The sequence below is a fragment of the Asticcacaulis sp. AC466 genome, from assembly GCF_000495815.1.
Taxonomy (GTDB): domain Bacteria; phylum Pseudomonadota; class Alphaproteobacteria; order Caulobacterales; family Caulobacteraceae; genus Asticcacaulis.
In genome coordinates this window covers 29,744-43,094 of the sequence record NZ_AWGE01000024.1, presented here as the reverse complement: position 1 = coordinate 43,094, position 13,351 = coordinate 29,744, and the positions used below count along the sequence as shown (strand labels likewise).

General features: G+C 58.4%; 14 protein-coding genes. 9 read left to right on the top strand and 5 right to left on the bottom strand.

Annotated elements, in window-relative coordinates; all coding sequences use genetic code 11:
* The first annotated feature begins 176 nt into the window (after positions 1–176).
* Positions 177–740: an OmpA family protein gene (locus AEAC466_RS41885; protein ID WP_031239533.1), complete on the top strand. Its 564-nt coding sequence runs from the start codon at positions 177–179 to the stop codon at positions 738–740.
* Positions 741–1,162: 422 nt separating this feature from the next.
* Here AEAC466_RS41885 and AEAC466_RS41880 read toward each other — a convergent pair whose 3' ends face one another.
* Positions 1,163–1,717: an AAA family ATPase gene (locus AEAC466_RS41880; RefSeq protein ID WP_023459980.1), complete on the bottom strand. Its 555-nt coding sequence runs from the start codon at positions 1,715–1,717 to the stop codon at positions 1,163–1,165.
* Positions 1,718–2,018: 301 nt separating this feature from the next.
* Here AEAC466_RS41880 and AEAC466_RS41875 point away from each other — a divergent pair, with 301 nt between their 5' ends.
* Positions 2,019–2,477 (top strand): hypothetical protein, encoded by a 459-nt coding sequence (locus tag AEAC466_RS41875; RefSeq protein WP_023459979.1) that lies wholly within the window; start codon positions 2,019–2,021, stop codon positions 2,475–2,477.
* A gap of 107 nt (positions 2,478–2,584) precedes the next feature.
* Positions 2,585–3,529 (top strand): CPBP family intramembrane glutamic endopeptidase, encoded by a 945-nt coding sequence (locus AEAC466_RS41870; protein ID WP_023459978.1) that lies wholly within the window; start codon positions 2,585–2,587, stop codon positions 3,527–3,529.
* Positions 3,530–3,533: 4 nt separating this feature from the next.
* Here the strand turns inward: AEAC466_RS41870 and AEAC466_RS41865 are convergent, their stop codons facing one another.
* Positions 3,534–4,274 carry an AAA family ATPase gene (locus AEAC466_RS41865; protein ID WP_023459977.1) on the bottom strand — a complete coding sequence of 247 codons (741 nt, stop codon included), beginning with the start codon at positions 4,272–4,274 and terminating at the stop codon, positions 3,534–3,536.
* A 317-nt stretch (positions 4,275–4,591) separates the two neighbouring features.
* On the opposite strand from AEAC466_RS41865, the gene AEAC466_RS45280 reads away from it, so the two are divergent.
* Positions 4,592–4,897 carry a MerR family transcriptional regulator gene (locus AEAC466_RS45280; RefSeq protein ID WP_155913863.1) on the top strand — a complete coding sequence of 102 codons (306 nt, stop codon included), beginning with the start codon at positions 4,592–4,594 and terminating at the stop codon, positions 4,895–4,897.
* Here AEAC466_RS45280 and AEAC466_RS41860 read toward each other — a convergent pair.
* Positions 4,838–5,629, bottom strand: a complete 792-nt coding sequence (locus AEAC466_RS41860; protein WP_023459976.1) for an FkbM family methyltransferase — start codon at positions 5,627–5,629, stop codon at positions 4,838–4,840. The two genes, AEAC466_RS45280 and AEAC466_RS41860, sit on opposite strands and share 60 nt — an antisense overlap.
* 147 nt (positions 5,630–5,776) lie before the next feature.
* On the opposite strand from AEAC466_RS41860, the gene AEAC466_RS41855 reads away from it, so the two are divergent.
* Positions 5,777–6,703 (top strand): polysaccharide deacetylase family protein, encoded by a 927-nt coding sequence (locus tag AEAC466_RS41855; RefSeq protein ID WP_235074358.1) that lies wholly within the window; start codon positions 5,777–5,779, stop codon positions 6,701–6,703.
* A gap of 153 nt (positions 6,704–6,856) precedes the next feature.
* A complete protein-coding gene (locus AEAC466_RS41850) occupies positions 6,857–8,410 on the top strand; it encodes a tetratricopeptide repeat protein (RefSeq protein ID WP_023459974.1) in 1,554 nt (517 codons plus the stop codon).
* A gap of 33 nt (positions 8,411–8,443) precedes the next feature.
* Here the strand turns inward: AEAC466_RS41850 and AEAC466_RS44000 are convergent, their stop codons facing one another.
* Positions 8,444–10,162: a M61 family metallopeptidase gene (locus AEAC466_RS44000; RefSeq protein ID WP_023459973.1), complete on the bottom strand. Its 1,719-nt coding sequence runs from the start codon at positions 10,160–10,162 to the stop codon at positions 8,444–8,446.
* A gap of 181 nt (positions 10,163–10,343) precedes the next feature.
* Complete coding sequence (locus AEAC466_RS44315) at positions 10,344–10,670, bottom strand: hypothetical protein (protein ID WP_200863997.1); 327 nt, start codon at positions 10,668–10,670, stop codon at positions 10,344–10,346.
* Positions 10,671–10,764: 94 nt separating this feature from the next.
* Here AEAC466_RS44315 and AEAC466_RS41830 point away from each other — a divergent pair, with 94 nt between their 5' ends.
* From AEAC466_RS41830 to AEAC466_RS41820, 3 genes are all read left to right on the top strand, one after another.
* A complete protein-coding gene (locus AEAC466_RS41830) occupies positions 10,765–11,715 on the top strand; it encodes a bifunctional helix-turn-helix transcriptional regulator/GNAT family N-acetyltransferase (RefSeq protein WP_023459971.1) in 951 nt (316 codons plus the stop codon).
* A gap of 95 nt (positions 11,716–11,810) precedes the next feature.
* The gene (locus tag AEAC466_RS41825) at positions 11,811–12,290 is read left to right on the top strand and encodes a VOC family protein (RefSeq protein ID WP_023459970.1); all 480 of its coding nucleotides are present in this window, start codon (positions 11,811–11,813) and stop codon (positions 12,288–12,290) included.
* Between the two features lie 222 nt (positions 12,291–12,512).
* Positions 12,513–13,046 carry an AAA family ATPase gene (locus AEAC466_RS41820; protein ID WP_023459969.1) on the top strand — a complete coding sequence of 178 codons (534 nt, stop codon included), beginning with the start codon at positions 12,513–12,515 and terminating at the stop codon, positions 13,044–13,046.
* Positions 13,047–13,351 lie beyond the last annotated feature (305 nt).

The following is a 13,351-nucleotide window of genomic DNA, read 5'->3' as shown; positions in this document are numbered from 1 at the left end:
CGTTGAGGGCTTAAGGGGGCGGTAGTCGGTCACAGGCCTGCGGCTCAGTTAACGCCATCTCCGCCGTCGCGATCATGACAGCCGTGGCGCAATCGCCTTTTTTCGGTCCTTATTTGTCGTTTCAATGGGAACCGCACGACTGGGGTGACGGCGGATTCGAGAACGAAGAGGTTTCGATGACTGACTTTAAATCCCGCGCGCTGTTTGTGGCGCTTCCTGTCATGCTTGTCCTGTCGGGCTGCGCCAGCCACCGCTATGTTGACGATAAGGTCGCCACGGTAAGCAGTCGCGTCGATCAGCACGACGCGCACCTGTCGCAGCTTGACAAGACCACCCAGGACGCGCTCGACCGCGCCACGGCCGCAGGCAAGCTGGCCGAGGGCAAGTTCGTCTATTCCGTCGTATTGAGCGACGATTCCATCAAATTCGACACGGGCAAGGCGGTTCTGTCCGACGACGCCAAGGGGCGTCTGGCGCAACTGGCCGACAAGCTGAAGGCCGACAACAAAAACGTCTATCTGGAAATCCAGGGCTATACGGATTCGACCGGCACCGATGCCATCAACTACCGCCTGGGTGAGGAACGCGCCGACAGCGTGCGCCGCTTCCTCAATAGCCAGGGCATTGCGCTCAACCGGATGGCGTCGATCTCCTACGGGTCGGAGCAGCCGGTCGCCCCCAACACCACCGCCACAGGCCGATCAGCCAACCGGCGCGTCGTGATCGTGGTGCTGTCCTAAATATCTCTGCCCCGGTCGGGTATGGCCCGGCCGGGGCGATATTGTTTTCGACGATTTGTCGGCACATACCGGTTCGTCGGGGTCCAGGGCGTGCATGGCGCTCAGATCGGCGTCAACGGTCAGGGGAAAGGTGAAGAGGGAAGGCAGAGGAATGGGGGAAGGCATGATGGTTGGCTCACAACAGGGGAGACAGCCCAAGATTACGCCCCGTCGCGTATCGCCAATGTATGGATTTGCCATACGCCCATAGAGATTTTGTATAGGCGGCGCATTGTGCGCTATCCCTTATGGCCGCATTGACCCTCGCGCCTGTTTCGCAACAGTTCCTGCCGGGGGAAGAGACTGTCCGGGCTGTCAAGAAAAATTGGCATAAAGCCGACATTTCCGGCTTCAAAAGCTGCTGGAGCGAACGTTTTAAGGGCTTATGCAGATCCAAGGAGCGAGTCTGCCATCGCCACGCGTTGAGCCCGAAAACCCAGAACCTCGATAATACGCGGTCCGTTGTGCAATAGTCCAAGATCATCTTCGCGAAGCATGGTCTTGAGGCGCCGGTCTACGCGCTTCCGCAATCGGGGAAATTCGATTTGGATGGGAATATCATCAGGAGATGTGAGGGGGACAAAAATGACCACATCAAGCACGGCGAGCGCTTTGCTGATATTGGCCAGTTCACGGCCGCCCGGCAGCCATTCAAAGCCCTCACGGGCGCTGACAACCTCCAAATAGGCGAGAAAATCGAGTGGGCAGCGGTCAAAGATCACGTCGCGGCCATGAGCATACTCCAGGATCAGCTTGCAGCTTTCAGTGAGCTGCTTTTCAAGATCAGGTATCGTTGCTCCATTGGAAAACGCAACCCCTTGCTGCTCAAGAAGCCAATAGGGCTCCGCCACGCTTTCATAGCTGCGATGAACGGTAGTGAAATCCTCGATGAATGTCGTCTTCCCTACGCCATGTGCACCCGTGACTGCAATATGCATGATTCCTCCCCCCTCCCGGCGCATATATAACGCCGGTCTCAAGCACGCAATACAAGACCCGAAGCTTCTTGAGAAAGCCGATTATAGACGTCCATGAGGGCGTTGTGCGGCTTGCGCCGTGGCCCAATGGCGGGTTTCACGGTTAGAGCGATGGGAGAAGGTCTCGCTGGCGCCGCGTTAGGAACGATTGAACCTGTGGGGGGAAGTCTGATAGGAGCAGCGGTTGAAACGGTATTCGGTGGTTGGCTTGGGGAGCGCTTGCGGATCGATATCCTAAGGCGGGTGGTGTGGGAATTAGTCCATGACAGACAGTAATATCAGCTTTTCGGGCTACCTTTCGAGGTGGAAAATTGTAGGCGTGGCCGCATTTTGCGGCATTGCTTCATGTAGTGTGGCTTTCGGGGATATTAGCCAACATACTTACTTCAGGTGGATGTTTAGCCCACTGGCGTTGCCTATTCGGATACTGCTCATTATCGGGCTTATCTTTTTCTTACTCGTTTCGCTGCGCCTTGCCCTCATGGCTTTCTTGAGAAAGCCGATTATAGACGCCCATGATTGTGTTGTTACGATGTATTTCCCAAAATTTCGGCGTTTCCCTATATCCGACATTGAGGAGATTGGAACCCTTTCCAACAGTGATTATTTTATCCGAGTGAAAGGCCGAAAATATGGTGTTTCACCCATGCTCTGTCAGAACAGCAAGTTGCTAAGACTAAATATGGAGGCGCTCAGGCGGCACGTTTCTGCTTCGTCTTAGCTAGGAGGCCGGCGTGGCGCCGTGCCCGCGAACGGCGTTACATAGAATTAACTTGTCGCAGGCGTTTTCATCTGAAACTTTATGAAGGATAAAAGCCGGAGGGGCAGATGAACGGAATTGAACTTTACGCGCCGCGGACAGAGCGGCATCGGCGGACGTGGACAGCGGCCGCCATTATTTTAGTCGTTGTCTTTATTGTGGCGGGCCAGGCGGCGACGGTGTTCGGCGTGCTGAAGCCGATGGGGTTTCATCAGACCGATCTGGAAACCAAATGGGTTCCCGCCCTGTTGCAACTTTTGGGGTTCGGCTTTTCGGCGCTGCTGGTCTTTGCCTGGGCAGGGCTGTTTGAATGCCGCAGCCCGGTCGCCCTGGGCTTCAATGCCAAGCCCTTGGTGCGATATGGTCGGGGGTTGCTGGTCGGATTTGGTTTCCTGACGACGGTCATCGGCCTCATCTGGGCATTGGGCGGCTATCGGGTTGAAAATCTGGGGGTGTGGGCAGCACCCGCACCGGCCGTGTTTATTCCGATCGTCTGTCTGTTCGGTGGGTTCATGATTCAAGGCGCGACGGAGGAGATTCTGTTGCGTGGCTGGCTGATGCAACTGGTGGCTTCGCGCCACGGCCTGATCGTCGCGATCGTGATCAATGCCATCGTGTTTTCATTGCTTCATGCCGGCAATATCAAGCCGTCGAAGGAACTGGTTCTTGGCCTGCTGAATATTGTCCTGTTTGCCGTTATGATCAGCCTTTACGCCATCAAGGAAGGATCGCTTTGGGGCGTGTGCGCCTGGCACAGCGCGTGGAACACCTTGCTCGGCGTCGGCTTTGGGCTTGAAGTGAGCGGTGAAAAGCTGGCCGTGACGCCGGCGGTGATCGATCTGGCGCCGGTGGGCGGCGCGCAGTGGTGGCTGACCGGCGCCAGCTTCGGTCCGGAAGCCAGTGTGGTGACGACGGTTGTGCTGCTGATCGGGACGGCCTATCTGCTGGCGACCGGGGCGTTGAAAGCGCAGGGCTACGCCAAGCCGGAGCCTGTACATACACCGGCGGCATAGACGGTCATTCGTCGTCCCGAAGCAGAATATCCAACATGGCGTCGCGATTATTGAGGAATTGCCGCGTGACCTGCACATGTTCGGTATCTTGGTAGGCGACCTTTTCCAGACCATATTGCGACACCTGCCAGATGTCGGCGTCCGGATAACCCAGGATGATCGGTGAATGGGTGGCAATAATGAATTGGGACTCCTGCGCGATCAGTTCGTGCATCCGCGCCAGGAACGCCATTTGCCGGGACGGGGAGAGCGCCGCTTCGGGTTCGTCGAGGATATAGAGGCCATTGCCGAAAAAGCGATTGTCGAAAAGCGCGAAAAATGACTCGCCGTGTGACTTCGCGTGCAAGTCTCCGCCATAGCTGCTGGTGGCGCCGATGCTGTTGATATAGGTGGCGGCGTTAAAGAAACTTTCGGCCCGCAGGAAAAAGCCGTCGCGCACCTTGCGCGTGGTGCGGACCGGGCGGACGAATTGGTGCAGGTCGGAATGGGAGGCGTGGCTGGAAAAGTTGAAATTTTTGCTGCCGCCTTCGGCATTGAACCCCCACGCCACGGCCAGGGCCTCGATCAATGTCGACTTGCCGGAGCCGTTTTCGCCGACGAAGAAGGTCACCTTCGGGTGAAAAGCAATCCGGTCAAGACCGCGCACGACCGGCAGGTTGAAGGGGTATCGGTTGGCGTCCCAGCCGGGCTCGCCATTGCGGAAAATGGCTTCCAACCAGTAGTGTCGGGCATCGATGGAACGCATCCGTCCTCCTGAAGCTTATGGTCCGGGCAAATGGCTTTTGTTGCGCAGCATAGCCGAAGTCCGATGCGTCGAATATCGCTTGCGCGCGTTTATCTATAGTGGCCCGTTACGGCTGCCTACGCGCAGGCTACGGCATGGGCGGGCGGCTATTTATTTTCTGCGCTAACCTGGCCGATTATACAGGCCAGAGCATTCGTCGGCTCAGTTGAGCCGTCTCATGGCTCTCATTTTTTGTCGGCATGAGGCTCTAAATTTTCCTGTTGCTGTGGCCCCAAGGGCCGGCCCTATAAGCAGACGGTTCGAAAAAAGGTGCTGCTTTGCGAAAGACTGGACTTCATCTAACCCTATCGGAAATCTGCCGCCGTCTGGGCGTCAGCCGGAAAGCCTTAAGGCTTTACGAGGCGCATGGTCTGGTTCGTCCGGATCGGACCGCTTCGGAGTGGAGGATCTATGGTCCGGAGCAAATATCACGTCTTCATCAGATACTGGCACTGAAACGTTTCGGCTTCCCGCTCAAACGTGAGGCCGAAATTATGAATGACAAGGTGCCTGATCTGGACAGGCTATTGGCGTTGCGCCATCACGTCGTAGTGTGTGCCTTCGCCGACTTTTTCGAAGGATGAAAACCCGATATTGCGCAAAATGTTTTCCAGGGCGCGCGGCGAGACCCAACTTTCATCGACTTCGTAGAAAATGGCCTGCACCCTGGCGGCGAAACCGGCTTCGGCAATGGAGGCGATGACCTCTTCTTCATGCCCTTCGACGTCTATTTTTATAACGATGGGTAGGTTCGCGGGCAGCAAGGGGGCGATCGATGCGGCGGACTTGATCTCAATGGTCCCGGAAATATGGCTGCCTTCTTGCCCCCGGATAGAGGCGACGCCGGAATGACCCTCCTTGACGTAGATGGGCACCTGCGCATCGATGTTCGAGATGCCGAACGGATGCGGGGCGATTGTCTCAGCCAGGCCGTTCAAGGCGATATTTTTTGTCAAAAGATCGAAGGTCTTTTTGACGGGCTCGAAACTGTGAACCCGTTGGCAATGCGGGTTTTTGGCCGCAAGGAGCGAATAGAGGCCCTGGTTTGCGCCTATATCAAGGAAAGCAAATGGGAGCGGATAATCGGCAAGATAACGCGCCAGATAGGGGCCATAGTCCGCGAAGGCGCACAGTCGAAAGGTTAAGTCGTCCCAATTGGGGGCCAGTAAAACGCCGTATTTCGATTTTACCGGTCGCTCAGGAAACAGTCTTGAAGAGGATATCTTGGCTGTGATGCTGAGTTTTCGGTTTATTTTCCGAACTACCCCTTTGGGGCCTTCGTTCATGAAGGTCCTGAAAATGTTCCTGATCTTCATCACGCAGCCTCACACTCTTCCGTCTTTGGTTGGCGTTTCGCGGCCTTACGTTTAGGCGCCTTTTTATCCGAAAAGTACAACACAGTTTTCGGAAAGCGCTTTAAGGTGCCGATCCTTTCTCGTAGACGATAAGTGAGACGCTTTCGTATGGACAGACGAACGTTTTTGAGTGGTGCGGCGGCCGTGCCCTTGACCGGATGCGCTATGGTGCCGGCCGAGCGCCGCCATGGACCGGGTGTGGCCATCACCGTCGATGACTTCAATTTGGCCGATGACGTGATGATGTCTGGCGAAGCGCGCGATGGGCGCATTCGCAAGGCCCTGGCTGACTACGGTATAGCCGGTGCGGGCTTCGTTGCCGGCAAATATGTCGATGCCGACGTGGCGCCGCGTGTTTTGACGGCGTGGTCGGCGGGCGGGCACATCCTTGGCAACCACACTTTTTCGCACGCCTATTATTCCGGCGCTGATCCGTCCGCTTATATGGCCGATATTCTGAGGTGCGAAGGCTTGCTGACGCCCTATGCCGGCTTTCGCAAGCTGTTCCGCTATCCGTTTCTGGCTGAGGGCAAGACGGCGGAAGGCCGTGACGCCCTTCGCGCGCTGTTGCGTGCCAATGGCTATCGCATCGGCCACGTCACAATCGATGCGTCGGACTGGTTCTATGCCGCCAGGCTCACCCAGCGCCTGAAGGCCGACCCCAGGTCCGATCTTGCACCCTATCGTCAGGCCTATCTCGATCATCTTTGGGATCGGGCCTCATACTATGATCGGCTGGCGCAATCGGCCTTCGGCCACTCGCTCAATCATACGCTCCTGCTGCATCACAACCTGACGACCGGTTTGTTTCTCGGCGATGTCCTGGCGATGTTCAAGGCCAAGGGCTGGCGATTGGTGGACGCCGCAACCGCCTTCAAACAACCGGAGTTTCGCAACGAATACAAGACCCTGCCGTCCGGCCAGAGTCTGGTGTGGGCGGCGGCAAAGGCAAGCGGCCGATATGAAACGCAACTCCGTTATCCCGGGGAAGACGAGCGCTATGAAGCGCCCAAACTGGACGCGCTGGGACTTTGAGGGGGCATAGGCCCATGCGACGGCCCTAAGCCATGGCGTACCGCTGCCTGGCGCTGCGGTCAGGCAGAACCGGCCACATAAAAAAAGCGTAACTTGTTCGATTGCGCAAAACAGATACCAGTGGTCGCCAACGAAACACTGTGATTTGGACATATGCGCTTTTTTTACCTGATATTGGCCCTGTGGCTGGCCCCGTCGCTGGCGTTTGCTTCATCGAATTTTACCCGTGTGATCCCGCCAGGCCCTTATGCGGTCGGGCTTAAGGTCGTTACGCAATATGATTACAGCCGTGGATATGGCGGCACCAGTGATCCGGTGACGGGCGTGCGCAAAACGGGTGAGCGGGCGCGTCCCATTCAGACTCTGGTCTGGTATCCCGCCGAGGCCTCCGGCGCAGGGCTTACATTAGGCGACTATTTGAAGCTGGGCGCAAATGACGATGATTTCGGATTGTCGGCAGCCGATCGGGCGGCGGCGGAACAGGCCTTTGTGGCCGGTCGCACCTTCCGCCTGTCAAAGGCGCGCGCCCTTGCCGAATTGACCGCCCCTATGCTGGCCCATGCCGATGCCGCGCCCGTATCCGGAAAATTTCCGGTCGTGATCTATGCGCCGAGCTTCAGCGCCTGGGCGTTCGAAAACGCCGACCTGTGCGAATTTCTGGCCAGCCAGGGCTATGTCGTCATTGCCAGTCCCAGTCTTGGCGCAAGCACCCGCGAGATGACGACGGATGTCGAAGGCATTGAGGCGCAGGCCGCCGACATCGGTTTCCTGATCAGCTATGCGCACAGCCTTGCGCAGGCGGACACGCGCAAGATTGGCGTAGTCGGATATAGCTGGGGCGGGATCGCCAATGTGTTTGCGGCCGCAAAGGATGGCCGGATCAATGCCCTGGTGGCGCTTGACGGATCGGTCCGCTACTGGCCGGATATGATAGCGCAGACGAAATATGTCACGCCGGCTCGCGTGACCGCGCCTCTGCTTTACCTGGCGGCCCGCCCCAAGGAGATAGAGCATGCCTCAGCCGGGGTTGATGAAACCAGCAGTTTCCTGACGAAGATGATCTATGCCGACGTCTATCGCGTCACCTTAAATCCCCTTCAGCACCCGAACTTTTCGTCGGTATTCGATCAACGTCTTGCCCCAGACGATGGCGATCGTGAATACGATAAGGATGAGATGTCCGCCGCATACGGATGGCTGGAAACCTATGTCCTGCACTATCTCGATGCCTATCTGAAAAATGATGCGACCGGACTGTCCTTCCTTCGCCGCACGCCGCGGGAAAACGGAACGCCCGCCCACATGGTAACGAGTGAGTGGCATGTCAGCGCCGGTTCTCCGCCGACCCGCGAGGCGTTGGCCGTTCAGGCGGCGAAAAGCGATTTCGCTACGATCGAAGCGGACTATCAGGCGCTAAAGGCGCGCGCGCCTGACTTTAGCCTGTCGGAAGGTGAGCTCAACGACTGGGGGTACAGATTGCTGGCCATGGACCGGACGAGGGCGGCCGTGAGCGTGTTTAAGCTGGCCGCCAAACTCTATCCAACCAGTGGCAATGCGTTTGACAGTCTGGGAGAGGCTTACGCCAAAAACGGACAAAAGGCCGAAGCCGTCAAAGCCTATACGCAGTCGCTTCAGCTTGATCCGAGCAACAGCAACGCCAAGGCGCAGTTGGAGATTCTGGCGCAGAAGAGCGCAAAGACGAAATAGGCACGTCGCGCTTTTTAGAACCGCTTCTTACGCTTAGCCTGTGAGGGCGGCGGCGCAGGCCTTGGCCCGGTCCGGTGTCAAACCGTCGGGTGCGACCAGCTTTTGTCGGGGATGGGTGGTTTTGGCGACGGGCAGATAGGTGAAGATCTGCTCATGGCCTTGGTCATCGTGCGTCTTGACGGTTACGGCCACGGCGCTGTCCGTGGGGTCGGCCGTGACGCTATGCCATGTCATGCCGTCGCGGAGGCCTGAGCGATAGGCCGGGCCGTCCGGCGTGCCCCCGACAAGGCTGCGGGCGGCAATGGTCCTTTCGAGGTCAAAGCCAAGCTCAACATCGGCCACCGGCTCCGTCACGACCGTGAGGCAGCCGCCGAACGCGTCTTGCGGCAGCGCAAGCGGCGCACCGTCGTCGATAAATCGCTTCATGTCATCGTGCAGGGGCACGCCCAATCCGGTAGCCACCGTGTCCAGCCGCTGTTCGAGCGGCAGGCTGGCGAAGGCCGGATCGGCCGCCACCGTGTCGCGCAAGCTGTGCATGAAGCGATCCAGCGGCACGCCTTTCTGCCGCCATTGCGCATTGAGGTAGATCGCCAGGATCGCGCCGCGATCATAGGCCGTTTTGTGCCACGTCTCATTGTCCCATTGGTGGTCGCGCAGCTCCGTATTGGGTGCCGTCTTGTGCGGTGACTTGGCATATCGGGCGAGCGTCTGGTTCCATTCAGCAATGAATTGCGCCAGGCTGACCACGCCCGCTTTCAGCGCCAGCTTGCGCCCGTAATAGTCGGTGAAGCCTTCAGAAAACCAGTAGCCCAGGGCTTCATTTGGTCCCTGGTCCATCTGGCCGAGCCGTCCGGGGTTCCAGCTATGGAAATATTCGTGCGCCAGGGTGAAGCTCATGGTTTCGAGCGGGGTGTCGGGGACGGCTATCACGGCGAACGCGCCGGGGCGGCCTTCGCCGTGGACGGACACATAGCCGGGCGCCGGTGTAATGGGGGCCAGGGTGACGAGGAAGTCCGGCTGGCCGTCGCCCCAAAAGGCCTGTTCGGTGGCGACGATCCGTTGCACCCGATCGCTGAACGCAGTCAGGGGGAAGTCGAAATGTCCGGCCGAAGCGATACGCAGCCGGGTGTTTGGCGTCTGGACCGTGTCAATGTGGACGTCGGTGCCGCCCATCAGTATGCTTTCGATCACATCGGAATCGGTGCCGTGCAACGATTTCAGGGTCTGGAGGTTGGACGCGAAGCGCCAGCCTGGCGGCATGTCGGCCGAAAAGGTGGCGTGGCGGGCGCCCTGGCTGGCAACGGTCGGCCAGACGGTTTCGCCCAGGATGTAGAAGCGGTCGGGGCCGATAACCGGATAGTTCATATCGGTCTTAGGCGCTTCTTCGCCGGTCTTGAGATTGGCGTCGATGCGGTAGCGGACGGTGATTTCGGCGCCCGGCGCAGCCGTGATCAACCGGTGTGCCGGTTGGTCTTGCGGGGTCGTGACGGCGGTGGCGCCGGTAATTTCGATATCCTTCAGCGCCTTGTAATAGTCTTTGCCGCGCACCCAACTGTCGGGCAGGTCGATTTCGGTAAGTGCCTCTGGGGTAAGCGCCTGAGGCGCACGAAAGCGCATTTCGAATTGGACGCCGGTCAGATGGCCATCCGACATAAGCGGCTTTAAGCGGTAATGAACCGTGGGATCTGGCGCGGCGTGCGTCGGTGCCGCGGCCAAAAGGCCGGCGGCGAATATGGCGGCCAATGGCTCCATTCGCTCCCCCTGTGCGTTTGGTTTAGGCTGGCCTTAAGCCGCCGGAAGGTCTGTCAATGTGTGAAGTCTAGCGCAGGTCCGGCGCGCGGGATATTCCAATTATATGCGGAGATTACCCGCCTTATTCTCCGCAGGGTTTGCGGAGAATAGGCAGAATGCCGTTGCCGATACTCGCCGCTTTTTACAGCCTGATCTCTTCGAACTGATCACCGGGCTCGAACTCACAAGACCGAACCGTGTCCACCACGTCATCAAATGCCTCATCCGGATGAGACGAAGTACAAAAATAGAAACTTTCGTGGATTTCGCTACTTACGGCAAGCGCGCCGATAGTCCGTCGAACCCTCTCACAGCCCAATCCAAAAACGGCAATGAGTACCACGCCGTCAGCCACACATCGTTTCACAAAATCAGCAAGCAGCGCTTCATCTGATACCGGGACATGTAGAATGAGTTTGCGGGCGAGCGGCATACGCAGACTATAGATAGTCAAAGGCTCGTCTGCCACTGGTTTTGTCATCCGACTTTGATTGGATTACGCCACCCTTGCCGACAATTACATATCGCGTTATATAACTGGATATGTAAAGCGGAGTCGTGCGATGGATATTGTCAATGAAATGGGTGCGGTGTTTTTGGGCAGCCGGTTGAAGCGGCTGGCTGAGCGGTTGCAGGCGGATGCGGCGCGCATAGTGGGGGAGGCGGGTCTGGCCGTTCAGCCGGCGCACATGCCTTTGCTGATGGCGTTGGACCGTCAGCCTATGACCATAGGCCAGATGGTCGAGGCGGTCGGGGTCAGCCAGCCCGGCATTACGCGCAGTATCGGTCAATTGATCGACATGGGGCTGGTCCAGTCCGAAAAGGGCGCGGACCAGCGGATACGTACCGCCTCCCTGACGCCGGACGGGCAGGCGGCCATTGCGCGGGCCAGGCACCTGGCGCTGCCGCGCATCGAGGCCGGGGTGCTGAGCCTGTTTGACGCGCTTGACGGTGATTTTCTCGGCCAGATATCGGCGGTCGAAGCGGCGCTCGATGACCGCTCCCTCTATGCGCGGGCGGGCGAGGGCGGGCCGCCCGTCTTGACGATCCGTGAGTACACGCCGGAATTGGCGGCGGATTTTCATGACATCAATGCCGAATGGATCCGCAGCATGTTCCGGTTGGAGGCCACGGATATCGAGGTGTTGCGGAATCCGGAGGAAAAGATCATCGCCCCCGGCGGGGTGATCCTGTTCGTCGAAGCGGCGGGGCTGGGGATCGTTGGGACTTGCGCCTTGCAAAAGACCGGGCCGGGCACTTTCGAACTGACCAAGATGGGGGTGCGGTCGCAGGCCCGGGGATTGAAGGCGGGGGAATTCCTGCTGGCGGCCATGATCGCGCGGGTGAAGGACATGGGCGCGCGCACGGTTTATCTTTTGACCAATGCGCGCTGCGCCGCCGCCATTCACCTCTATGAAAAGCTCGGCTTCCACCATGATGCGCAGATCATGGCCACCTATGGTGCGCGCTATGAACGCTGCGATGTCGCCATGCGGTTGGGCGGAGGGGAGTGATCACCGGAGCGTTATTGGCGTGTAATGCCGTCCTTTTGTAACGTGGTTATAATGACCGGTACGCTCCGTTGCCGGCACCCTTGAGAGGATGCAAAATGGCCAAGAACACAATCTGCCTGTGGTATGTTCGTGACGCGGAAGAGGCGGCGCACTTTTATGCCCAGACCTTTCCCGACAGCGCGGTTGGCGCGGTTTATCGCGCGCCGGCCGATTTTCCGGGCGGCAAGGCGGGCGATGTGTTGACCGTGCATTTCACCGTGTGCGGCGTGCCGTGTCTGGGGCTCAATGGCGGAGACGTGTTCCACCACAGCGAGGCCTTTTCCTTTCAGATCGCGACCGAGGATCAGGCGGAAACCGACCGCTATTGGGACGCCATTGTCAGCAATGGCGGCGCGGAAAGCGAGTGCGGATGGTGTAAGGACAAATGGGGGCTGTCGTGGCAGATCACGCCGCGCGTCCTGACCGAGGCCCTGGCCGCAGGCGGGGAGGCGGGCCAGCGCGCCTTCCAGGCCATGATGCAGATGAGCAAGATCGACGTCGCCCGCATCGAAGCGGCCGTGCGCGGGCCTGGGTGACGGGGCCTTAAGCCTACACAATTGCGCGCATTTAGGTGAGGTTCGAATCCCTCTCTGTCCGCCAATTCTGAGCCAGGGTGCGATATTGTGAGAGAATAGGTACACAGACGTCGCCGATAGCCGCGCGGGCCACATACGCGGATATTGAACTTGAGGTCGGGGGACATATAGGCAGGAAGCCCTCCAATTGCGACCATTCCCTGTGTATGATACGCAGCTCCTATGCCAGACGTTCAGCGCAAGATTGTGATTGTTTCCGGCGCACCGGGGGCCGGCAAGACCACGCTTGCCGTGCCCTTGGCACAGCGGCTCGGTTTCCCACTTTTCTCGAAGGACTTCATCAAAGAGACGCTGACAGACGTATTCGGCGATGGCGGCGGCGATCTTGCGGCCTCTCGCCGGATTGGTGGAGCGTCGATGGAACTCATCTGGTCGTTAGCAAGCCGCGCGCCGCATGCGGTATTGGAAGCCAATTTTCGTCCGCACAGTGACTACGAACGCAACAAGCTAACAGGCCTTGGGGCATCAATCATCGAGGTCCATTGCGATTGCGGCCCCGCCGAAACCGCTAGGCGATTTCGTAAACGCGCTGCTGCAAGTGAGCATCATGCCGCGCATCCGCTGAAAGAACTCCCCCCCGAAATGTTGGCCGAATATGATTGCCCGATGGGTTTAGGCGCGATCATCGAGGTGGATACCCGAACTCCAGTCGATTTAGATCGGGTGGTTGCGGATGTGCGGCGCCTGCTCCTTTAACGGAAGCAAACGCCCCCATCGCGCCAAGACTGGGCGGTCTCTTTTCCACCTGACCCGGCCATTCATAGTGCTCATCATCATCGGGCACGGCCCGCCACCTTGCCGATTTTACGCTATCGTGCAGTTTTTTGCGCTGGAGTATCCCAATTGCCGTCATTTTGTTGCGACGGACTTGTTTCCATAACCTGATCCTTAAAATTCGGGGCAAGCAGACACGCTCCGCCGCCCGAATGACAGACCTGTTATTGTAGGCTGGACATATTTAGACCGCCGGTCTAAATATGTCTGAGCGACTGCGATTGGCA